The following is a 20,599-nucleotide window of genomic DNA, read 5'->3' as shown; positions in this document are numbered from 1 at the left end:
GATTTTTAAAATCCCAGATTCTTTAATTTATTCTTTAATTTTTCCTGCCTCGCCTCTATTTTAGCTTTATATAGCTCCCCATATTGTGTGGAATTCTAGCTTCACGCTATTACTATTCATCGCGCTTCCTTCGATGCCAAAATCCTTGATATTAAGCTCCCCGCGCAAAGTTAGCTCTAACTCCTTGCCATTTTGCAATTCTGTCGTAAGCTCAAGCTCTTTTTGCACGCCATGTAAATCAAGCAAAACCTTCATCACACCCAAAATCTTGCCATCTTTTTGCTCTTTTTCTTCATAACTTAGCATTTTTAAATGCGCCTGCTTGAAGTTCGCAGTATCGAAAAAATCTTCTTTTAGCAAATGCTCATCGCGCCCCTTGCTATCGCTAAAAACAGATTCTAGCTCGACCACGCCACTAAGCGCGACAATCACATTTTCATCTAAGCGCAAATCTCCAGAAAACTTCTTAAACTCGCCATCAACGCTCACAAAGCCAAACTTTTTCGCATGAAAAGCGATTTTAGAATCTTGCCCTATGCCATAGCTTTCCTCTATGCCAAATGCGCCACTCGCGCCAAAAATTAGCCAAAACGCCGCACCTGCCAAAAGTGATTTTTGAAAAAATTGCATACTTGCTCCTTTAGTTTTTAGTTTTTGTAAAGTCCCAAGTAGATTTTTTCTAAAATTCCCTTTATGCTTTCGTATTCGGATTCTGAAATATGCTCTAACAGCGCCCCTTCTTGAAATCTTAAAAGCATTTCATAAGTTTTTAGCGCAAGCTCTTTGCCAGATTCTGTCAAATGGATCATATTTTCGCGCCTATTTTGCGGATTTTTCACGCGCGTCACAAGCCCTTTAGCCTCCAAATCATCGATGAAAAACCGCACATAGTTTTTATCCGCATTCGCAATGTCGCAAAGATGCGTTTGAGAAGTGGGAGTATCAAAACACTTCCAAAGAATCCCCGCCTGCTTATGCGTGATGCCAAACTCCTCAAGCTGCTTGTCAAACTCGCTTGAGAGAATCTTACAAATGCTTGTCGCAAGGAAGCCGACACATTCCTGAATATTCGGACACATTGACACACCTCAAAATTTTATTTGGCGTATTGTAGCCTTATTGGGGTAATTTTACAATTTTCTACATTTGGGACATGTGGGAAAGTCGATTATAATAACTTTTAATTACTATAATCGACAAGGAAATACTACAGAATCTAATCTAAAATAAAACTTAAATAGTAATTTTTCATTATTTTCATTAAAAGATATTTTATTCCACCGGCTTTTGTCGCAAAGATTCATAAGGCATTAAAGCTTATATTAAAAATTTTTTAGCTAAAATCCGCGTCTTGTTTTCACAAAAAACAAAACTTTTAAATTCTAAGGAATGCAGATGTATGCAATATTTAAGAATGGAGGCAAACAATACAAGGTAAGCGAGGGAAGCATTGTTTTGCTTGACAAGCTAAGCCTTGAGCCAAAGTCAAAGGTAGAGTTTAATGAAGTTTTGGCACTGCATAATGGAAGCGAGCTGAGTGTCGGCACTCCGCTTGTCGCAGGGGCTAAAATAGAGGCTGAAGTGATTAATGAAGGCAGAGGCAAAAAAGTAATCACTTTTAAAAAGCGTCGTCGCAAAGATAGCAAGACTAAACGCGGATTCCGTAGAGATTTCACACGCGTGAGAATCCTCAAAATCTCTGAAAAATAAGCTTTAGCAAAACTTTAAGGAGCAAAATATGGCACACAAAAAAGGTCAGGGTAGCACCCAAAATAACCGCGATTCTGCGGGACGCCGCTTAGGTGTGAAAAAATTCGGTTCGCAGTTTGTGCGTGCAGGAAATATTATCATCAGACAGCGAGGCACAAAAGTGCATCCGGGCGATAATGTAGGTATGGGGAAAGATCATACGATTTTCGCGCTTATTGATGGTGTGGTGAAATTCACACAAAAATCAAAAGAGCGCAAAAAAGTCTCTGTAGTCCCAGCGTCTTAAAAAGCGTAACCTAATATGGCGTGCGTTTGCACGCTTTTTACGCATACCTTATTTTTAAGTAGCTATAATGAACAGATTCTATTCTTTTGTGCTAGGCATACTAGTTTTTACAAATAGCTATCTTTTTGCGCAATCTCAAGATTCTGTAGATTCTAACTATTCCACAACACAGCAAGAAAGCACATCACAAACACCACCGCAAACACAACAATCTCATAAAATGCCATTTTTCACCACTGCGCGTATGGAGCTTTTGAATGGATTCCAACTGCAATTTAGCAAGTTTGACACCAACTCAAATATTTCTGAAATAGCGATTTTGCAACAGATACGCTATTATTTGGGCGCACATTTTTCACTTAGCGCGCATATTGGGCTTGGGGCTTCTTGGCGCGTGGTGGATTCTACGAGTTTTGGCAGAGGCACTTTTGGCTTTTATATGCCCTTGGGCGTGGAATTAAGCATTGTTGATAGGCCATTTGCCAGGGAGGGTGATTATGCCTACTTTGGCATTGGTGCGACACATTACATTGCCACTGCTTACGAAAAAAGCGAGGTTTATACGACTTTTCGTGTAGGTGTGCCATGGAAGATTGGCTATGTGCTTTATTCTGACTTGCCCACTGCAAAGCCAAATAGCGCGATTGTCTTTGGCATTTTTGTGCGTTTTTCTGATGATTATTAAGAGGAGCGTTGATGTTTGTCGATAGTGCGGATATTTTTGTAAGCTCTGGGAATGGTGGCGCGGGAGCGGTGAGCTTTCGGCGGGAAAAATTTGTCATACAAGGCGGACCTGATGGTGGCGATGGGGGCAAAGGTGGCGATGTCATCTTTGAAGTGGATACCGCGCTAAACACGCTCGCAAGATTCCGTGGCACGAAACATCACAAAGCGCAAAATGGCGCGCCCGGTGGCGCTAGGCGTTGCACAGGGAAAAGTGGGGAAGATTTGGTTATTAAAGTCCCGCTTGGCACACAGATTCTGAATTTTGAAACCAAAGAAGTTTTGGTGGATTTAGACACGCTAGATTCTCGCGTGGTGTTTTTGCATGGCGGGAAAGGCGGGCTTGGCAACGCACGCTTTAAAAGCGCGACTAATCAAGCACCAACCTACGCGCAAAAAGGCATCAATGGCGAAAGTTTGCATATCCGCCTAGAGCTCAAACTCATCGCTGATGTGGGGCTTGTGGGCTATCCAAATGTGGGGAAATCAAGCCTTATTTCCACACTTTCAAACGCCAAACCAGAGGTGGCAAACTATGAATTTACCACGATTACGCCCCATCTTGGCGTGGTGGAAGTGGATATGTTGCGCTCTTTTGTGATGGCGGATATTCCGGGCATTATCGAGGGCGCAAGTGAGGGCAAAGGATTGGGACTGCAATTTTTAAAGCATATTGAGCGCGTGAAGTTTTTGCTTTTTGTGCTGGATTTGACGCGTAGTGATTTATCCCCGCGCGCGCAGTTTGAGAATCTCAAATTTGAGTTGGGTAATTTTTCAAAAGAGCTTAGCACTAGAGACTTTGGAATCGCCCTAAGCAAAGCCGATGTGCTAGAATCTGATGAGTTTCTAGCAAAAACAAAAGAAGAGCTTTTGACACTTGCGCCAAACGCGCATTTTATCCTTGAAATCTCCTCCATTGTGCATACAAACACAGAGAAACTCAAATTTTTGCTCCTAGAGGCTATCCCTTAAGTTTATTATTTCAGAAATTTATCATCTTGGGGCAACTCAAAATTAAGGCAGTCTAAATTACTTATTTTTCACCTGCTTATGTATGTTTTACTTTGTTTAAAACTTCATTCCAATGCCTACGCTCAAGCCCATGCCTCCAGCGTAGTAGCTTGTATCTGAAAGATTGATGCGAGAGTTTTTGTATCTGCCTTCATAGTAGCTACTCCCGCTCCCGCCATAATACAGCACGCCATCATAAAAAAGCCCAAAATTTAAAATCATATCTGTTGTGATATATTCCACGCTCACGCCAACTCTAGCACTTGCGATAAGCGGGCTTTTGAAGGGAATTAAAAATTTATTCCCCTCAATTTGCAAAGCGACAAAAAGCGTTTCACTTGTATTTTTCCAGCCAATTTGCCCGCCTAAGCCCATGCCAATGTCTGAAACATAGTCTTGAACGCGCCTGCGCGTGTTTGTGCTACTATTTGTGCGGGTGATTGAGCCATTTGGGAGATTTGTCTCTAGGAAGGAAAGCTTTGCAAAATAGTCAAAAAACAAAGGGCGATTTTTACTCAAAGTGCGGACGGTTGAGCCATTTGGGAATTCAAAAGATGAATAGGTATTTTTGCCTAAGGTGCGGAAGTTAAATAAAAGTTCTAGTGTTGAGGTTGTAAGAGTGGTAGGAGCGCCATTGAAATAAAAGTGCGCGAGATTATGCACGGAAAAGTAGGCATTGAGGCTAAAAATCCTAGAAGATTCCCACTCTGAATCTTTTTCTGTATCTTTTTTGGGTGCTTGTGAATCTTGCTCCTCTTTAGAATCTTTAGATTCTTCATTGGCAGATTCTGTTGGGGTAATTTCCCCTGTCTGAATGGAAAAATTATGCACTTTTTTTGCAGAATTTACAGAATCCCCAAACACAAATGATCCTAGCAAAACACACACAAAAATCACTTTTTGCAAGCACATTTCCTTACGCAAAAATATATGAGATTATAGCAAAAGCTTTAAACTTTCTTTTGCTATAATCGCGCTTCTTAAATAGCCTTAAAAACCCAAACAATCATCATTTTTCAAAGGTAGTGCGATGGATTACAAAGACACTCTTATTTTACCAAATACGCCTTTTCCCATGCGTGGGAATCTCACGCAAAATGAGCCAAAGCTTTACGCACAATGGCAGGAAAATCATCTCTACAAAGACATAAAAGCGCGCAATGCAGGCGCAAAAACAAGCTTTAACCTGCATGATGGACCGCCTTACGCAAATGGACATTTACACATCGGGCATGCGCTAAATAAAATTTTAAAAGATATGGTGGTGAAATATCATTTTTTTGCAGGCGAAAATATCGCGTATGTGCCCGGCTGGGACTGCCACGGACTGCCTATAGAGCAAAAAGTTGAGGAGAAAATCACAAAGGCAAAAAAGGACACGCTTCCAAAAACAAAGATTAGGGAGCTTTGTCGTGAGTGGGCAGGGGATTTTGTGAAAATCCAAAGTGAGGAATTTCAAGCGCTAGGCGTGCTAGGGGATTTTGAAAATCCTTATAAAACAATGGATTTTGCCTTTGAAGCGCAGATTTATCGATCTCTTTGTGAGATTGCCAAAAAAGGACTACTTACACAGCGCTCAAAGCCCATTTACTGGAGTTGGGCGTGTGAGAGCGCGCTTGCAGATGCGGAAGTGGAGTATCAGGATAAGGTTTCAGATTCTATTTTTGTGAAGTTTGATCTGCAGGAAAGCGCAAAAAATGCGCTTGGCATTGATAGCGCGGTGAGCGCTGGGCTTGTGATTTGGACGACTACGCCTTGGACGCTTCCTGCAAATGTCGGCATTGCTATAAACCCAGATGAAACTTATGTGCTTTGTCAAAATGGCGCGATTGTGGCAAAAAGCCTTTTTGAAAAGCTAGATTCTGAACTAAATCTAAGCGCGATTATTAAGGAGTTTAGCGCGCAAAGTTTGGAAAATCTCAAGGCAAAAAATCCGCTCAATGGGCGAGATTCTGTGATTATTTTAGGCGAGCATGTGAGTTTGAATGATGGCACAGGAGCGGTGCATACAGCACCCGGGCATGGTGAAGAGGACTATTATGTCGGGCTAAAATATGGCTTGGAAGTGATTATGCCTGTTGATGATAAGGGCTGTTTTTCCCCGCTTGTGGAGAATCTAGGGCTTTTGCCAAATGCAAAAGAATTTATCGGCGTGCAGGTGTTTAAAGCGCAACCGCGCATTTTGGAGCTTTTGGGGACAAATCTTTTGAAAGCTAGCAAAATCACGCATTCCTACCCGCACTGCTGGCGCTCGCATGAGCCTGTGATTTACCGCGCGACGACGCAGTGGTTTATTATGATGGATACGCCTTTTTTTGAGGGTAAGACTTTGCGCGAGATTGCGTTGCAAGAGCTTAAAAATGTGAGATTCTATCCAGAATCTGGGCGCAATAGGATTGAAGGAATGATACAAAATCGCCCTGATTGGTGCATTTCGCGCCAGCGCGATTGGGGTGTGCCGATAGCGTTTTTTACCGATACGCGTGATGATTCTGTGTTGCTAGAGCCTGAAGTGCTTGATTTTGTAGCGCAGATTTTTGAAAAAGAGGGCTGTGATGCGTGGTGGGAGAGGGAAGTAAAAGATTTACTTCCGCCAAAGTTTGCCCACCTTGCGGAGTTTTTGCAAAAAGGCAAGCATATTTTAGATGTGTGGTTTGATAGTGGTAGCACTTGGAATGCGGTGTTGCAAAGTGGGAATTATGACGCGGGCGCGTATCCTGCGAGCATGTATTTGGAAGGGAGCGATCAGCACAGAGGGTGGTTTCAAAGCTCGCTTTTATTGAGTTGTGCGATAAATCACAAAGCCCCATACAAGGCACTTTTGACGCATGGATTCACAATGGATGGCAATGGGGAGAAAATGAGCAAGTCAAAGGGCAACACAATCGCCCCGCAAGAAGTGCTAAAAACGCATGGAAGCGAGATTTTGCGTCTTTGGGTGGCAATGAGCGATTATCAAAATGATCAAAGAATCTCGCCAGAAATCCTCAACCAAACCGCCGAGCAGTATAAAAAAATCCGCAATACCCTGCGCTTTTTGCTCGCTAATACTGAGGGCTTGCAAAGCCTTGCCCCGCTAGATTCTGCGCTTGATGTGGCGGTGCTAAAAATCGCGGAACAAGAATGCCAAAATGCGATAAAACTTTTTGGCGAATATGAGTTTGCCAAAGCCTTTGGCGTGCTGATGAATTTTTTAAGCACGACTTTGAGCGGAATTTATATGGATTTATGCAAGGATAGTTTGTATTGCGATAGCGTGGATTCTGCGCGCAGGCTTAGCATACAAACCACGATGGCATTAATTTGTAAAAAAGTGCTTTTCGCAATCGCGCCAACGCTCACCTACACCGTGTATGAGGCGTTTTCAAATGCAAGCGAGGTGATAAAAGATGGTGGGAAAGATATTTTTTCTCTGCGAAATTGCGATATTTTTTCTCAAGCCACAATCACAAAGCGCGCGCTAGATTCTTATAATAAGCTTAACTTTAAGCGCTTATTGCGCGTGAGGGAAAAATTTGGCGAGGTGCTAGATACTCTCAAAAAAGAAAAAAGAGTGAAAAATTCCCTCGAGCTTTGCATTTTAAGCGCAAAGCAAGATGAATTTAGCGAGCTTAAAAGTTGGCTGATTGTAAGCGAGCAGGGGCATATAAGCGAGCAGGGGACAAGAGAAGTGCTAGGGAAGTTTAGCATTGAAGGTGTTGAGGTTGGGGAATCTAGTGATTGTGAGTTTGTGCTGACATACGCAAAAGGTGAGAAATGCCCGCGTTGTTGGCAGTTTGTCTCTATTTCAATAGATAAACCTTGCGCGCGCTGTGAATCCTGCCTTGAAAAGTTACAATAAAATTACAAGAAAAATTTTAAGGTGGAATCAATGCAAAATGAAGAATTCAATGAAGAATATAACAATAGATTGTGTGGTTTTGGAAACGAACCTTTTATCCCACAATCTTTGCGAGATCAAAACACAACTAAGGAGCATTATTTTGACTTGTATCAGCCATTTGGCTATGTCGAGGCGTTTAGCACCATTGGCATGGTGTGCGCAATAGCGTTTATAAGCTTTTTGCTTCTAAGGCATTTTAAGCCAAAATGCAAGAGCTAGCCGATATTTTTGAGCCCTCATTGCTTTGGGCGCATTCTCTAGCTTATATCGGGCTAGGTGCGCTGTGCGTGTGTATTTGTGTTGCTTGTGCAATTATTTTTTTTCGCAAAAATCCTTACAAAAAAGCGCTCAAATCCCTAGATACCATAGATTCTAAAACTTTTGCTTTTCATTTTAGCGCGCTTTATCCGCGTGCGCTAAAGCACAATTCCCCCGCATTTGAATATGCCAAAGAGTTAGAATCTAAGCTTGTGGTTTATAAATTTAGCCCCACGCCTCCGCCACTAAGTGAAGAAATCCTTGCTCAATACCAAAAACTCTGCGAGCGCGCATGATTTTTAGCGCGCCCTTAGCTTTTCTTGCCCTTTTGCCTTTTGTGGCGTTGTTTTTCTTTACGCGTTTTGTGCCAAAGATTGTGGCAAATGCGCAGATGATGCGCGCAAAAAAAAGTGTGAAGTTTGTAGAATGGCTGAAGATTCTTGGCACGCTTTGCCTTATTTGCGCGCTTGCACAGCCAAATATTATTTTGGGTGAATTTTCCTTTCCTAAAATGCAAAGTCAAATCGCGCTGGTGCTTGACACAAGCCATTCTATGGATATAAATGATTTTGGGGACATAAATGACTTCGAGGAATTAAAAGAGAATCTTAAAGATTCTACAAATCCAAAAACTTCGCAGAATCTAAGCGCGCAGAGCCCAAATCGCCTTGAGGTGCTAAAGCGCGTGAGTAAAAAATTTATCGCTAAAAATCCCTATGATAGCATTTTGCTTGTGCCTTTTGGCGAGCACAGCCTTATGCTAAACCCGCTAAGTAGCGACAGGGCGTATTTGAGCGCGCTTATTGATAGCCTAAGTCTTGGCATGGCTGGGGGTAAAACGGCGATAAATGACGCATTAGCGCGCACGATTTTTGCGCTCAGTGCGCCCACGCACCCAAACGCGCAAAAGAGTATTATTTTGCTCACCGATGGTTTTGATACGGATTCAAAGATGAAAACAAGCGAGCTTCTTAACCTAGCGCTTGAAAAAAATGTAAGAATCTTTACCATCAGCATTGGTGAGGGCGCGGATTTAACAAGCTTAGAATATATCGCAAAAACAAGCGGTGGGCGCGCGTATTTGGCAACAGATTCTAAAAGTTTGGATTCTATTTTTGATGCCATTGGCGAGATTATCCCACATAGTGTAGTTGTGCCTTATAGCTACTCGTTGCAGATTTTTTTTATTATGTTTGGAATTATCTTTTTGCTTGCGTATTGGGTGCTTAAATATGGCTTTAGGAGCGGGATTTTAGGGATTTTTGCAAAGTTAAAAAACTTTTTTTTACAAAAAAACTTCAAAGCCTTGCTTGATTTTAGAATCTTTGCTTTTCTCGCACTTGTTTTCTTTTGTATCGCGTGCGCGCTTGCATTGACACAGAGTAATTTACCAAAGAGCTCAAACGCAGTTTTTGTGCTTGATGTCTCAAAATCAATGCTTGCAAAGGACTTTTACCCCACGCGTTTAAAATTTGCCACCACAAAGCTTGCAAAGATTCTTAGAAAACATAAGCTTTGCTCAAGTATCATCATTTTTTCGCAAAGCGCGTATTTGCTTTCACCTTTTAGCTGTGATTTTAGCACGCAGGCTTTGCTTTTGGAAAATCTTTCCTTGCCTTATGAGGAAAATTTAGATATTGAAAAAAGCGCGCTTGATAATGGCGCAAGCAATGTGGATTTAGCGCTTGAGATGGCAAAGTTTTATGGAGAGAAAATCGTGCTTTTAAGCGATGGCGATTTTGCCACGCCAAAAGGGCTAGATTCTACGCAAAGTGCTTTGTTGTGGCTGTTTGCAAGTATGCAAGGAAGTGTGATTGAGTTTGAAAATGCGCTTGTTAAGGATTCTCAAAATAGGGTGGTGGTGAGCGCGCCAAAGGATTTCGCTTTGCAAGGATATAAGGCGCATTTTTGGGAGCGCGTGCAGGCGAGCTTAGATGAAAGCGATGAAAGCGCGATTTTAGCGTTTCTTAAAAACACGCAAGATTTTTCGTTCCTTTATAAAAGCGCAGATTCTCTAATTTTCTTACTTTTAGGATTGTTTGCGCTTTTTATTGCCTTTTGGCGCGCAAAGCTTTGAAAAGCCCGCATAAAAATCTACGCAAAGCGCGTTATTTGGTGATTTGCGTGCCTATGCCTTGATTAGTAAAAAGCTCTAAAAGAAGGGAATGCTCGATCCTTCCATCGATGATATGGGCTTTTTGCACGCTAGATTCCACGCAAGAGATGCAAGCCTCTAGCTTTGGTATCATACCGCCACTAATCACGCCTTCTTTTTTGAGCTTTGCAATGCTTTGAGGATTAAGCGAGCTTATAAGCTCACCTTGGGAATCTAGCACCCCAGCGGTGTCTGTTAGAAAAATCACTTTTTGCGCTTTGAGCGCTTTAGCGATTTCACACGCTGCGATGTCTGCATTGATATTAAGCCCGATAGAATCTTCACTCATCGCAATTGGCGCAATCACAGGCAAAAATCCCTCACTCAAAAGATTTTCTAAAAGTCTCGTATCAACTTCAGTAATTTCGCCAGTGTAACCAAAAGTGCCATTATCTTTTGGGCGCGCTTTTAGCATCGCGCTATCTTTCCCGCTTAAGCCCACAGCCTGCGCGCCATGGAGGTTTAAAAACGCGCTTAGCTCTTTGTTGATTTCACCGCTTAGCACCATTTCTACGATATTCATACATTCCTTGCTTGTGACGCGATAGCCGTCTTTAAATTCAGATTCTATACCTAATTTTGCAATCATAGAATCTATCCTTTTTCCCCCGCCATGCACGATTACAGGCTTTATGCCAACCATATACAAAAGCACCAAATCAAGCGCGAAACTCTCTTTCAACTTTGGCGTAATCTGCGCCGCGCCACCATATTTGATAACAATCACATTCCCGCGAAACTCGCGTATAAAAGGGATAGATTCCAAAAGCGTTTGCACGACTTTTGTATGAGCTTTGAAAGTGGAAAGATTTTGCATAATGACTTCTTTTTGTGGAATTTTACGCATTGTTGCCTGCGCGTTTAGAATAGTTATTATACCATTGTTTGGGTTTCATCAATATTTCTAGCTTAAAGGAGCGAGTATGAAAGCAAATATCGTGTTTTTGGATTCCCAAACGCTTGGGGAATGTGATTTGAGTGTGTTTGAGAGCTTGGGGAATTTTACGCATTATCCTGTGACAAGCCCAAATGAAGTCATCGAGCGCGCTAAAGAAGCACAAATCGTGCTAACAAATAAAGTCGTGCTAGATTCTCAAATTTTAGAAAATCTTCCGAATCTAAAGCTTATCTGCATCGTGGCGACAGGTATGAATAATGTGGATTTGGAATGCGCGAAGGCAAAGGGCATTGCAGTAAAAAATGTCGCGGGCTACTCAACTAATGCTGTGGCGCAACACACGCTCATGCTAGCGCTTAGCTTTTTGGGGAATCTGCCCTATTATGAGCGCTATTGCAAAAATGGCGAATGGGTGAAAAGCCAAACTTTCACACATATAAAAGATCCGCTTTTGGAGCTTGATTGCCTGCAGTGGGGGATTATCGGGCTAGGAAGTATTGGGAATCGTGTGGCTAAACTAGCAAGTGCCTTTGGCGCGAAAGTAAGCTACTTTTCAACTAGCGGGAAAAATAGCAATGCTACTTATCCGCAAAAAAGCCTAGAGGAGATTCTAAGCACAAGCGATGTGATTTCTATCCATGCACCGCTTAACTCGGCTACAAAAAATCTGCTAAATAGTGGGAATCTAAAGCTTCTCAAAAAACATGCAATTTTGCTAAATATGGGACGCGGGGGCATTGTGAATGAAGAGGATATCGCAAAGGAGTTGGAATCTAGGGAGCTTTATTTTGGTGCAGATGTGCTAGAAAATGAGCCTATGAAGCCAAATCACCCGCTTTTAAATCCCAAAATCGCGCATAAAATCCTACTCACCCCGCATATCGCTTGGGCGTATGACAAAGCGCGAGTAAGGCTCATTGAAGGCGTTGTAGCAAATATTAAGAGCTTTGGAATCTAAAGATTTAAGCCAAGCGATAGTGAAGCAATCCACAAAGATTCTCTCTCTGAACTACCAAAACGCGTTAGAGAATCTATAGAATCTAAACAATTAAAAAAAGGTCAAGTATGTGCGCGGAAGCGTTGCTGGAGCGGAGGCGAAGTGCGATTCATTCGCACGAGACGATACAATACAAAAGGAATTGAAGAAAATTCTTTTTGATAAAAATTCTTAAAAAATGCAAATTTTTAAGGACAAAAAAGATACAATGCGTGCCTTCATACAAAAAAACAAAATAAGGAGAATCAATGAAGAAGGCTCTAGCGTCTTTAACACTAGGCAGTTTGCTCGTCGCTTCAAGCGCATCAGCAGTGGAGATTAATATCAATCCATTTGGCTATCTTACAGGAATGTTTAACTCACAGCCCAGCGCATTTGGATTCCATGTGCGCAGTGGGGCGGAATTTAACTTTAATAGAAGTGGCTTTTATGCCGGACTTGGCGCGATTGGCGCGTGGAATATCCCAACAGGCAGTGGTCCCTCAAGCAGTGTGGGCGATATCTCTGATGCGTATTTGAAATATAAGCGCAGCACGAGAGATAAAGATGACAAGGTGAGAGAAACGCTAGAAGCAGCAGTTGGGCGCTTTAATAGTGATTTTATTATGAATGATTGGTTAGATGGAAATATGCAAGGGATTGCGGCGCGCTACTCTGTGTCAAATCGCTTTGATATTTATGGTGCGTGGGTGAATTCTATGCTTGGCACTGGGTATAAAAAAGGGCAAATTGGTGCGAGAAACGGGACACAACTAGCGGGCGTGACGCCTTATAGCCAAAATTATAAAAACGCTTTTATCGGCGGAGAAGTCTTGCTTGGTGGCTTTAGCTTTACAGATCGTTCAAAATGGCTTATTGATGCGTTTGGATTGTTTAACTCAAAATTGCCCGGTGGCGTGCTTGTCTATAATAACCAAACACCAGCAACTGTTCAAAGCAGAAATCAAAATGGCTCTATTCTCGCGCAAGGTGGTATTACAGCAAGCCTTCGTATAAATCTTGCAAAAAATTTCAATGCAAAAACAACTTTGCGCGGGTTATTCCAGTATGGAAATACAGATTCTCAAGATATCCAAAGAACAGGCGAAGACATTAGCTTCCTTGTGTGGGGTGATGAGAAAATCACTATTATGAATGATTTTTATGTGGGCTTTGGAGCGCATTATGTAGGTGGTAGAGAAGGTGCTGGCGGGATTTGGGCGATTACAGATTCTACGCGCTATTATGGCAATACGCTAGGACTTGGTAGCAATATGCTTACAGGCGTAGCGCCTTACTTCCTTAATAACACGCTAACTGCGTATGTGTATGCTGGAATGGATTGGAAAAGAGTGAAAATCCACGCGCTGGCTTCATTCTTAGACTATCAAGAATACCACCTTATGGCGCAAGGCACAGTTTGGAATCAAGCAAATATGAGCCTAGAAGTAGGTGGCGGTTTTGTAAGCTATACAGCTAATGGTGGCACTTGGAGTCCATTGACAAACACTATTGCATCAGGGCGCATCGGCTCTTCAAATAATTTCCTTGTATTTGTGAGATTTGCTTACTAAAAAGGAAAGCTCTTGCTACAAGATGTGCTGGATAATTTAGAGACTTGGGGCTATTTGCTCCTTTTTGCATACTGCCTTTATGGCGGGTATGTGGGGCTTATAGCTGCTGCGACGATGAGCTCACTTGGGAAAATGGACATTACCCTTTGTGTGCTTATTGCTTTTGTGGCAAATACTATTGGTAGCTCTCTAACAGCCTATCTTGCACGCCATTATAAAAAAGAGATTCTGCCTTTTTTCTCAAAATATTCGCGCCAAATGGCACTCGCGCAAATTTGGATTAAAAGATATGGCAAAATAAGCATTTTTATTAGCAAATATATCCATATTGTGCGCTTTATCATTCCTCTAAGCATTGGCATTAGTCGTTATAATTTTAGAAATTTTCTTTTACAAAATATGTTTGCATGCCTGTTGTGGGCGATTGTGGTTGGCTTTAGCACCTTTTTTGCAAGTAATCTTGTTTTGGAGATTTTAGAGAAATTTAATGTCAATCCATTTATATTCCCTGTGATTATGCTTGCGTGGATTGTGTTTATCGTGCTTTTGACAAGGCGACTTAGTAGGAGAATAAAGAAAAATCTTTAAAATTTTAGGACATTATGCGCTCGCCCCTTGAGCCTGAAAAAATATCCGTCTTCAAACCACTTTCTTTTAGCTCTTGCAGATTCCCACAAAATGCGATTTTTTTGTTTTCTAATAAAATAAATCTATCCACGCTATCGCGTATAGAATCTAAATCATGCGTTACCATCACAATGGTGGTTTTTGCAATTTCGCGCAAGGAAAGAATAAGCTCATCAAAGCCCTGCGCGCTTTTTGGATCAAGTCCGCTTGTAGGCTCATCTAAAAAGAGAATCTTTGGGCTTGTGATAAGTGCGCGCGCTAGTGCAGCACGCTTTTTCATACCGCCACTTAGTTCGTGAGGATATTTATATGCGCTTTGCATTGGCAATCCCACGCGCTCAATCCAAAATAGCGCGAGCTGTTCGGCTGTCTTTTGTGGAAAAGCACCTTTTTGTGAAAGTGGCATTACGACATTATCTAAAATATTCATAGAGCTAAAAAGCGCGCCAAACTGAAACATAATGCTAATATAATCCAAAATTTCCCTGCGTCTAGAATCTTCCACACTCCAAATATCGCGTGAAAAAAACTTGATACTCCCAGCATAAGGCTTTTGCAAATAAAGCATATTATGCAGCAGCGTGCTTTTCCCGCTTCCACTGCCACCTAGGATTGCAAAGATTTCAAGTTCTTTAACAACAAAGCTTATGTTGTCATGGATTGTCACTTCCCCATAGCGTGTGCAGAGATTTTCTACCTCTATAATGTTTTTTTGGATGTTTTTTTGCATTTTCACACTCCAAGCGCTGTGGTGAAAAATGAAAATATCGCGTTGATCACAATCACCCAAAATATCGCATTTACCACGCTTAAAGTCGTTTCTTTGCCTAAAGATTCTGTATCGCCATGCACCTTTAATCCCCGATAACAGCCAACTAGTGCAATAGCTAAGCCAAAAAAGGGCGCCTTTGCCATGCCGACTAAAAAATGCGTGATACTGACATACTCATAAAAGCGCTCCCAATATTGCGTGAAGCTAATGCCAGCCTGCGCGTTAATAGCAAGCATGCCAGAAAGCAGGCTTACAATATCTGCCAAAAACACAAGCAAAGGCATAGTGATGACAAGCGCTAAGATTCTAGGCGTTACCAAAAAATCAATGACGCTAAAGCCCATGGTTTTAAGCGCGTCATTTTCTTCGGCAAGATTCATCACGCCAATTTGCGCGCTGTAGGCTGAAGCCGAGCGCCCAGCCACCACAAGCGCTAAAACAAAAGGTCCTAATTCGCGCAAAGAAAGCTTTGCGATAATCTCCACGCTAAGGATTGGCACGCCCATTTTATCTAGCTGTATCACGCCTTGCATGGCGATTGCATAACTCACAATAAAGCTTGTTATAAGCACCACAGGCATGGCTTTAAGCCCAGATTCTGAAATGTGATAGAAAATCGAGGCGATTTTAAAGCGCTTAGGATTTAAGAGGCTTAAAAAGAGATAGAAAATACACATACCAAAAAAGTTGATAAAATCAATCATATTTGTAAAAAAGCTCTTTACCCCTTCGCCTAGCTCTTGGAAAGAAGTAAGAAGCGAGTTTGGCTTATGCGGAATAGGGTAGGCTTGTGGGTAGTTTTCAAGCAGTGCGAACATTTCAATGATATTTTGATTTTCACCCAAAGTATAGGACTTTGATTCTAAAAATGACTTAAGCAACGCACAAAGCGCGAAATCCATTTCAAGGTTAGAATCAAATTCTAGCTCGATTGGCACATTTGCTTTTTGCAAACTCGCGCGCAGGGCTTTGAGCTTTGCTTTTGGCGTGGTGTAGCTCCACTCGCCACTTAGCTTGATTTTAAGCGTTGGGTGGGATTGCGAGATAAAAAAATTTGCTTGAGGCGTTAGCTTGTGCGTAAAAAATTTCATAGATTAAGCCTTTTTTCGCGTATAAATTTGCGGGTAAAAAATCTTAAAGCGTTTATGAAACCAAAACCAACTGCTTGGGTGCGCGCGGATAACTTCCTCGGTGATATTTGCCTGCATTTGGGTGGCATGCAAAATATCTGCGTTGCTGTCATTTGAGTTTTGCGCTCTAATAGGCTCAAAAAAGCGCACAATAAAGCGTGAATAATCCTCATTAAAATCAATAAACACCGGCACAATCGCCACATTAAAGCGCCTTGAAAGGATTGAAGCAATTGTAGTGTGCGTGGCTCTTTTGCCAAAAAATTGCACTTCTACGCCTTCATTGAGCCCGATATTTTGATCGACGAGGATTCCAACAAGTGCATTTTTTTCATTATACATTTTTAACAAATGCTTAAACGCACCTTTTTTATCAATCATCTTCACACCCTGCGCCTCGCGCCGTTTGATAATCATATGATTAATACTCGGATATTCTGTCAAGCGCCCAAGGGAAGCCATTTGACACATTCTATAGCGTGGTGGCAGAATGCTAGCCATCGCCTCCCAATAGCCATAATGTGCGCTTATAAGCACCGCGCCGCCATCTTTGGCGATGGAATCCGTGATGAAATGTTCATTCTCAAAGCTAAAGCGCGCCGCGTATTTTTTCTTATTTAAAAACACCACGCGCACAGATTCCAAAAGCACAAAGGCAAAGTTTTTATAAGCGCGCTTGATAATGGCTTCTTTTTGCGCTTGAGAAAGAGAATCTCCATAGACAAAATTTAGATTTGCAAGAGCGTCATTAAATCTGCGCTTATCAAGGAAGCAAAAAAGCGCGCTCAAGGCTTTCACATGCAAAAGAAAAAAAGCATGCGGGATTTTTGCTAAAAAAAAGCCAAGCGCATTGCTTAAGCACTTGATAAAAAAAGTATTAAATGCTGTCACTTGACACCTTCTCTTGCAGGTTTTGTGTTTTGTGCGTAATGTAAGAATCCGCATTGCGCGCAAAAGCAAAAAGGCATTTTACAATTTTTGTGCTTAAAAAAAGCGCGTCTTTTGGCGCTATTTTTGGGCTATTCTTTCATAAGATTATTAACATCGCCATTATATTTCATCTCTTCAACGGGCGTGGTATCGATGAGTTCAGCAACTTCATTCATATTTATTTCGCAACCCTTAAATTCCTCTTCGCTATAAGTTAGGTGCATATCAGCACTCAGCACGCCTTTAAGCTGGCTAATTTCTTTTAATGAGGCGATATCTTTGCCCGTATCAGGGGCTTGAATGGTGGCGATAATAATGCCTTTTTGAGAATCTTCAAGTGCGACTTCTGTATAAGCAATTTTGTTAATTTGCTCTAACAGATTCTGCCAATTTGCGCTTTTCGCGCGGATAATGATACTTGAGATATTCATTTTTGACCTCCCAATGAAAAAAAGTAGATGGCATCGCCATCGCAACCAACGATGACAAAATCTTTGTAAAAAAAGATGCTATTTGCCACGCCATTAATGCCTTTTAGCGTTATTTTTGGCGCATTGAGATTATGGGAATCTGCGATAGTAATGTCGCCAAACTCATCGCTCATATACGCGATACTTTCGCCATTTTGGCTAATGCCAACGCTATAGACTAAAAAGCTTGTTTTAAGAATATCTGTGCGCGCGAGCTTTGTGCCAGATTCTAAGGTATAAACGCCCACGCGCCTGTCATTCCCAGCACTTACGAGCTTATCGCCACCAAAGGCGATTTGAAAAACCCTGTCTTTATTGATATTGCTAATTTTTTCTACCAACGCGCCAGATTCTGGATTGATGATATAAATCGCGCCAGATTCCCCTGTAGTGTAGAGAATCCTATCTTTGGCGTTGTAAAGCATATCGCTAAAGCTTGAGTTTGTGATTTGGTTTTGATAAATAAGCGTTTTTGTCGCTACATTAAAAAGCGCGATTTCATGGCTTAAGAATCCAAAAATAGCTTCTGTGGGGGAAATCCACACAGCTTTTGCGACATTTTGATCCTCAAGCAAAAGCTCTAATTTGCCATTTTTTTGCAAAAAGATATCGCGCGTGGAATTGCCATTTGCCGCGATGATGAGAGTTTCCCCTTGCGCGTTTGTCGCGGTGTTATAAATTTTTGGCTTATAAGAATTATCAAAAAAATCTTTATAAGAAGGGAGCGTGATTGTTTGGCGCAAAATAGGACTTTGTGGATTCTTAATATCATACACTAAAAGCGCACCTTGCGTGGTTGAGACAAATAGAGTATCTTCTTGTAATTCAAGCGAAGAGATTTCATGCTCTATTTTTAGCTCTAATTTTGGTTGCAACTCTAACGGCGCGCCAAAACCTAGCGTAAGCAAAAAAGGTAGCAAAAAACAAATTGTAAGAATCCGCAAAATCTTATGCCTTCAAATTGAGATTGTGTTGGAATTTGTTAGATTCTATCAAAAAAATAGAATCTAACATTGAAGAGTTTATTTCACGCCTTGATTGAGCACATCAAGCAAGTTTGATTGATGTTTTTGCTTTTCATTTGTGAAAACAGGCTTGAAATTATTATCCACTACAGGCTTTGCATTTGCTTGTGGGACATGGCACTGCGTGCAGTTAAAGCGTGAATCTGAAATCGTGCTCATCTTTTTGGAAGCGCGCAAGTCAAACATATGCGAGCTAGGTACAGGGGTTGCGCCCATATCTTTTGCCACTGCTGGATCATGGCAGGTGATACATTGATTATCCTGCTGTGTGAGCGGCGTCATGCCTTCTATATCATGCGGGATAAGAGGTGGGGCATTTTCAAATGCACGCTCAATTTTTTGACTTTCACCCGCTGGGGCGTCGTTAAATTTAAAATCCTGCAACTTCACATTTTCGCTCTCAAGCGGAACTTTCCTAAGCCCGATTTCTGTATCGCTTACGCTTTTTGCATAAAGCCACGCGCCAAAAAATGCCAAGGCAACTAATAACAACTTTTTCATTCTCTCTCCTTTTTGTAGTTTAGTATGCTAAAACCTAGCGCATCATCATTACACACTTCAATACAACGACCGCATTTTATACACGCGATATTTTTTACCGCATCACTGCGCTTGCCTACCATATCTAGGACTTGAGATTCTGGGCAGATTCTCACGCATTCCATACATTTGGTGCAGTTTTCTACTTTATGTTTGACTTTGAGTAATGCTTTTGCGCCAATGAGGCTATAAGTCGCGCCCAAAGGACACAAATGAGCGCAAAAGCCATTTTTGAGCGCAAATAAGTCAAATAAGAATACCGCCAAGATTCCAAACGCTCCAACGCCCATGCCAAAGACGATGCCTCTATGCAATATCGAAATAGGGCTTATCATCTCCCAAGCAAGAGCACCAAAGAAAAAAGAGAGCAATAAGCTTAAGGCAAGCATCGCAAACCGCGCATTCCTAGGGATTGAAAGAAATTTGATATTTTCAATCTTAAGCTTCCTGCGCGCATAGGCGGCAAAATCAGTGATGAGGTTTATCGGGCAGACAAATGCGCAATAACCTCTTCCCAAAAATACCCCATATATGAGCAACACGACAACCACCCCAAGCGCTAAATCCGCGCTTATCGCTCCTCCTGCCAAAAAGATTTGTAAAAACGCCAAAGGATCACTCATCGGCACGACTTCCGCGATTTTAGACGCGCTTAAGTTGCCTTCCAAAAGTTTGAAAGAGAGCAAATCCTCTTTTGTGTTTGCAATGGCTAAATTACGCTCGTTTTTTTCAAACTTCGTAATATCTCCTTGCGTCACAAAAAATTGCGTGCCATTAATGCTTATAAGCGAGCAATTTGCTAAAAAAAACAGCACCAAGATTCCAATTTGCGAGAATCTTCGTAGTAGCAAATATTTGCGCTTTGCAAGATAGGCTAACATCACAAATCCTCACTATTAAGATAATCAAGCGTTTGAGCTTTAGATTCTGTCTTTTTATGTGTTTTGGCAGATTCTAAGCGTTTTTCATCTTGTTCTTCCCAGCCTTTGATATAGTTTGTCCCCATTTTACCTAATACCGCTTCTCGTGGGAGCACGCGGATTGCTGCAAGTTCTGTGACGCAGGCTTTTTCACATTTCCCGCAACCTGTGCAAATGTCATTTGCAACCATAGGCAAAATCATCGTGTGCTTGCCTGTGCGCTCATTAGATTTGTATTCTAAATAAATCGCCTCATCAATAAGCGGACAAGCGCGGTAGCACGCATCGCATTGTATGCCAGCATACGCGATACAATTAAGTGTATCTACCACCGCCACGCCCATGCGCGCTTTTGCAATGTCAAGCTTGCCATTTGTGCTGACAAGATTAACATCTAGCGCATCAGTAGGGCATACAGGCACACAAGGGATATCCTCGCACATAAAGCAGGGAATCTCGCGTGGGACAAACACCGGCAAGCCTTTTGTGCCTTCTTTTGAAAGGCTTAGTGTATAAAATGGGCAGGCTTCTACACAAAGTCCGCAACGAATGCAACTATTTGCGAAGTTCTCCCGCGCTCCGGGCGGATAGAGCCAAAGCGGATTTGACTTAGCTTCGGCTACAAATGCACCCCAAGTAAGTCCGCCAAGCGCTACTAAGCCCATAGTTTGCGCGATTGAATTTAAAGCCTTTCTGCGTTGTTTATCCATA

23 protein-coding genes are annotated in these 20,599 nt (G+C 41.9%); 11 read left to right on the top strand and 12 right to left on the bottom strand.

The features are described from left to right. Nucleotides 1–66: 66 nt before the first annotated feature. Together CQA49_RS00450 and CQA49_RS00445 are read right to left on the bottom strand one after the other, a co-directional pair. Nucleotides 67–630 (bottom strand): YceI family protein, encoded by a 564-nt coding sequence (locus CQA49_RS00450; RefSeq protein WP_115573997.1) that lies wholly within the window; start codon nt 628–630, stop codon nt 67–69. Nucleotides 631–647: 17 nt separating this feature from the next. Then, nucleotides 648–1,079 carry a MarR family winged helix-turn-helix transcriptional regulator gene (locus CQA49_RS00445; protein WP_115573996.1) on the bottom strand — a complete coding sequence of 144 codons (432 nt, stop codon included), beginning with the start codon at nt 1,077–1,079 and terminating at the stop codon, nt 648–650. 316 nt (nt 1,080–1,395) lie between these two features. Between CQA49_RS00445 and rplU the strand changes: the two genes are divergently transcribed. From rplU to obgE, 4 genes are all read left to right on the top strand, one after another. Beyond that, nucleotides 1,396–1,710, top strand: a complete 315-nt coding sequence (gene rplU / locus CQA49_RS00440; RefSeq protein WP_115573995.1) for a 50S ribosomal protein L21 — start codon at nt 1,396–1,398, stop codon at nt 1,708–1,710. A gap of 28 nt (nt 1,711–1,738) precedes the next feature. Continuing rightward, complete coding sequence (rpmA, locus tag CQA49_RS00435; protein ID WP_115573994.1) at nt 1,739–1,996, top strand: 50S ribosomal protein L27; 258 nt, start codon at nt 1,739–1,741, stop codon at nt 1,994–1,996. 67 nt (nt 1,997–2,063) lie between these two features. After that, nucleotides 2,064–2,681, top strand: a complete 618-nt coding sequence (locus CQA49_RS00430) for a hypothetical protein (protein WP_115573993.1) — start codon at nt 2,064–2,066, stop codon at nt 2,679–2,681. Between the two features lie 11 nt (nt 2,682–2,692). After that, on the top strand, nt 2,693–3,691 hold the full coding sequence (obgE, locus tag CQA49_RS00425; RefSeq protein WP_115573992.1) for a GTPase ObgE: 999 nt from the start codon (nt 2,693–2,695) through the stop codon (nt 3,689–3,691). Between the two features lie 96 nt (nt 3,692–3,787). Here obgE and CQA49_RS00420 read toward each other — a convergent pair whose 3' ends face one another. Continuing rightward, on the bottom strand, nt 3,788–4,636 hold the full coding sequence (locus CQA49_RS00420) for a hypothetical protein (protein WP_115573991.1): 849 nt from the start codon (nt 4,634–4,636) through the stop codon (nt 3,788–3,790). 124 nt (nt 4,637–4,760) lie between these two features. Between CQA49_RS00420 and ileS the strand changes: the two genes are divergently transcribed. The 4 genes from ileS to CQA49_RS00400 are packed head-to-tail and all read left to right on the top strand — an operon-like array spanning nt 4,761 to nt 9,948. Beyond that, nucleotides 4,761–7,571: an isoleucine--tRNA ligase gene (gene ileS / locus CQA49_RS00415; protein WP_115573990.1), complete on the top strand. Its 2,811-nt coding sequence runs from the start codon at nt 4,761–4,763 to the stop codon at nt 7,569–7,571. Between the two features lie 30 nt (nt 7,572–7,601). After that, a complete protein-coding gene (locus tag CQA49_RS00410; RefSeq protein WP_115573989.1) occupies nt 7,602–7,832 on the top strand; it encodes a hypothetical protein in 231 nt (76 codons plus the stop codon). After that, nucleotides 7,820–8,167: a hypothetical protein gene (locus tag CQA49_RS00405; RefSeq protein ID WP_115573988.1), complete on the top strand. Its 348-nt coding sequence runs from the start codon at nt 7,820–7,822 to the stop codon at nt 8,165–8,167. The genes CQA49_RS00410 and CQA49_RS00405 overlap by 13 nt, the downstream gene beginning before the upstream one ends. Further along, nucleotides 8,164–9,948 carry a VWA domain-containing protein gene (locus tag CQA49_RS00400; protein ID WP_115573987.1) on the top strand — a complete coding sequence of 595 codons (1,785 nt, stop codon included), beginning with the start codon at nt 8,164–8,166 and terminating at the stop codon, nt 9,946–9,948. The genes CQA49_RS00405 and CQA49_RS00400 overlap by 4 nt, the downstream gene beginning before the upstream one ends. Before the next feature lie 31 nt (nt 9,949–9,979). Here the strand turns inward: CQA49_RS00400 and argB are convergent, their stop codons facing one another. Further along, nucleotides 9,980–10,843 carry an acetylglutamate kinase gene (gene argB / locus CQA49_RS00395; protein WP_115573986.1) on the bottom strand — a complete coding sequence of 288 codons (864 nt, stop codon included), beginning with the start codon at nt 10,841–10,843 and terminating at the stop codon, nt 9,980–9,982. A gap of 106 nt (nt 10,844–10,949) precedes the next feature. On the opposite strand from argB, the gene CQA49_RS00390 reads away from it, so the two are divergent. From CQA49_RS00390 to CQA49_RS00380, 3 genes are all read left to right on the top strand, one after another. Then, the gene (locus tag CQA49_RS00390; protein ID WP_115573985.1) at nt 10,950–11,882 is read left to right on the top strand and encodes a D-2-hydroxyacid dehydrogenase; all 933 of its coding nucleotides are present in this window, start codon (nt 10,950–10,952) and stop codon (nt 11,880–11,882) included. A 287-nt stretch (nt 11,883–12,169) separates the two neighbouring features. Then, the gene (locus CQA49_RS00385; protein ID WP_115573984.1) at nt 12,170–13,474 is read left to right on the top strand and encodes a hypothetical protein; all 1,305 of its coding nucleotides are present in this window, start codon (nt 12,170–12,172) and stop codon (nt 13,472–13,474) included. A 12-nt stretch (nt 13,475–13,486) separates the two neighbouring features. Beyond that, a complete protein-coding gene (locus tag CQA49_RS00380; protein WP_115573983.1) occupies nt 13,487–14,062 on the top strand; it encodes a DedA family protein in 576 nt (191 codons plus the stop codon). 4 nt (nt 14,063–14,066) lie between these two features. On the opposite strand, the gene CQA49_RS00375 is transcribed toward CQA49_RS00380, so the two are convergent. The 8 genes from CQA49_RS00375 to napG all read right to left on the bottom strand — a co-directional run bounded on the left by CQA49_RS00375 (nt 14,067) and on the right by napG (nt 20,598). Beyond that, complete coding sequence (locus CQA49_RS00375; protein WP_115573982.1) at nt 14,067–14,831, bottom strand: ABC transporter ATP-binding protein; 765 nt, start codon at nt 14,829–14,831, stop codon at nt 14,067–14,069. A 2-nt stretch (nt 14,832–14,833) separates the two neighbouring features. Continuing rightward, a complete protein-coding gene (locus CQA49_RS00370) occupies nt 14,834–15,964 on the bottom strand; it encodes an ABC transporter permease (protein ID WP_258864128.1) in 1,131 nt (376 codons plus the stop codon). Between the two features lie 3 nt (nt 15,965–15,967). Further along, nucleotides 15,968–16,948, bottom strand: coding sequence for a lipid A biosynthesis lauroyl acyltransferase (locus CQA49_RS00365; RefSeq protein WP_115574061.1), 981 nt, complete (start codon nt 16,946–16,948; stop codon nt 15,968–15,970). Nucleotides 16,949–17,022: 74 nt separating this feature from the next. Further along, the gene (locus CQA49_RS00360) at nt 17,023–17,364 is read right to left on the bottom strand and encodes a chaperone NapD (RefSeq protein ID WP_115573981.1); all 342 of its coding nucleotides are present in this window, start codon (nt 17,362–17,364) and stop codon (nt 17,023–17,025) included. Then, the gene (locus CQA49_RS00355; protein ID WP_115573980.1) at nt 17,361–18,347 is read right to left on the bottom strand and encodes a WD40 repeat domain-containing protein; all 987 of its coding nucleotides are present in this window, start codon (nt 18,345–18,347) and stop codon (nt 17,361–17,363) included. Before CQA49_RS00355 ends, CQA49_RS00360 begins: the two co-directional genes overlap by 4 nt. Nucleotides 18,348–18,425: 78 nt before the next feature. Then, nucleotides 18,426–18,929 carry a nitrate reductase cytochrome c-type subunit gene (locus tag CQA49_RS00350; RefSeq protein ID WP_115573979.1) on the bottom strand — a complete coding sequence of 168 codons (504 nt, stop codon included), beginning with the start codon at nt 18,927–18,929 and terminating at the stop codon, nt 18,426–18,428. Beyond that, nucleotides 18,926–19,849 (bottom strand): quinol dehydrogenase ferredoxin subunit NapH, encoded by a 924-nt coding sequence (gene napH, locus CQA49_RS00345; protein WP_115573978.1) that lies wholly within the window; start codon nt 19,847–19,849, stop codon nt 18,926–18,928. The genes CQA49_RS00350 and napH overlap by 4 nt, the downstream gene beginning before the upstream one ends. Further along, nucleotides 19,849–20,598, bottom strand: coding sequence for a ferredoxin-type protein NapG (gene napG / locus CQA49_RS00340; protein WP_115573977.1), 750 nt, complete (start codon nt 20,596–20,598; stop codon nt 19,849–19,851). The genes napH and napG overlap by 1 nt, the downstream gene beginning before the upstream one ends. Between the last annotated feature and the right edge of the window lies 1 nt (nt 20,599).

The sequence above is a fragment of the Helicobacter sp. MIT 00-7814 genome, from assembly GCF_003364115.1.
Lineage (GTDB): Bacteria > Campylobacterota > Campylobacteria > Campylobacterales > Helicobacteraceae > Helicobacter_F.
This window is presented reverse-complemented; position numbering and strand designations above follow the sequence as displayed.

Bases quoted from the DNA above. Each gene is read 5' to 3' on its own strand.
- rpmA (WP_115573994.1), top strand. From the start codon at position 1,739: ATGGCACACAAAAAAGGTCAGGGTAGCACCCAAAATAACCGCGATTCT.
- rplU (WP_115573995.1), top strand. From the start codon at position 1,396: ATGTATGCAATATTTAAGAATGGAGGCAAACAATACAAGGTAAGCGAG.
- CQA49_RS00400 (WP_115573987.1), top strand. From the start codon at position 8,164: ATGATTTTTAGCGCGCCCTTAGCTTTTCTTGCCCTTTTGCCTTTTGTG.
- CQA49_RS00385 (WP_115573984.1), top strand. From the start codon at position 12,170: ATGAAGAAGGCTCTAGCGTCTTTAACACTAGGCAGTTTGCTCGTCGCT.
- argB (WP_115573986.1), bottom strand. From the start codon at position 10,843: ATGCAAAATCTTTCCACTTTCAAAGCTCATACAAAAGTCGTGCAAACG.
- CQA49_RS00370 (WP_258864128.1), bottom strand. From the start codon at position 15,964: ATGAAATTTTTTACGCACAAGCTAACGCCTCAAGCAAATTTTTTTATC.
- CQA49_RS00445 (WP_115573996.1), bottom strand. From the start codon at position 1,079: ATGTGTCCGAATATTCAGGAATGTGTCGGCTTCCTTGCGACAAGCATT.
- CQA49_RS00375 (WP_115573982.1), bottom strand. From the start codon at position 14,831: ATGCAAAAAAACATCCAAAAAAACATTATAGAGGTAGAAAATCTCTGC.
- CQA49_RS00365 (WP_115574061.1), bottom strand. From the start codon at position 16,948: ATGCGGATTCTTACATTACGCACAAAACACAAAACCTGCAAGAGAAGG.
- CQA49_RS00430 (WP_115573993.1), top strand. From the start codon at position 2,064: ATGAACAGATTCTATTCTTTTGTGCTAGGCATACTAGTTTTTACAAAT.
- obgE (WP_115573992.1), top strand. From the start codon at position 2,693: ATGTTTGTCGATAGTGCGGATATTTTTGTAAGCTCTGGGAATGGTGGC.
- napG (WP_115573977.1), bottom strand. From the start codon at position 20,598: ATGGATAAACAACGCAGAAAGGCTTTAAATTCAATCGCGCAAACTATG.
- CQA49_RS00410 (WP_115573989.1), top strand. From the start codon at position 7,602: ATGCAAAATGAAGAATTCAATGAAGAATATAACAATAGATTGTGTGGT.
- CQA49_RS00350 (WP_115573979.1), bottom strand. From the start codon at position 18,929: ATGAAAAAGTTGTTATTAGTTGCCTTGGCATTTTTTGGCGCGTGGCTT.
- CQA49_RS00360 (WP_115573981.1), bottom strand. From the start codon at position 17,364: ATGAATATCTCAAGTATCATTATCCGCGCGAAAAGCGCAAATTGGCAG.
- CQA49_RS00405 (WP_115573988.1), top strand. From the start codon at position 7,820: ATGCAAGAGCTAGCCGATATTTTTGAGCCCTCATTGCTTTGGGCGCAT.
- CQA49_RS00450 (WP_115573997.1), bottom strand. From the start codon at position 630: ATGCAATTTTTTCAAAAATCACTTTTGGCAGGTGCGGCGTTTTGGCTA.
- CQA49_RS00390 (WP_115573985.1), top strand. From the start codon at position 10,950: ATGAAAGCAAATATCGTGTTTTTGGATTCCCAAACGCTTGGGGAATGT.
- ileS (WP_115573990.1), top strand. From the start codon at position 4,761: ATGGATTACAAAGACACTCTTATTTTACCAAATACGCCTTTTCCCATG.
- napH (WP_115573978.1), bottom strand. From the start codon at position 19,849: ATGTTAGCCTATCTTGCAAAGCGCAAATATTTGCTACTACGAAGATTC.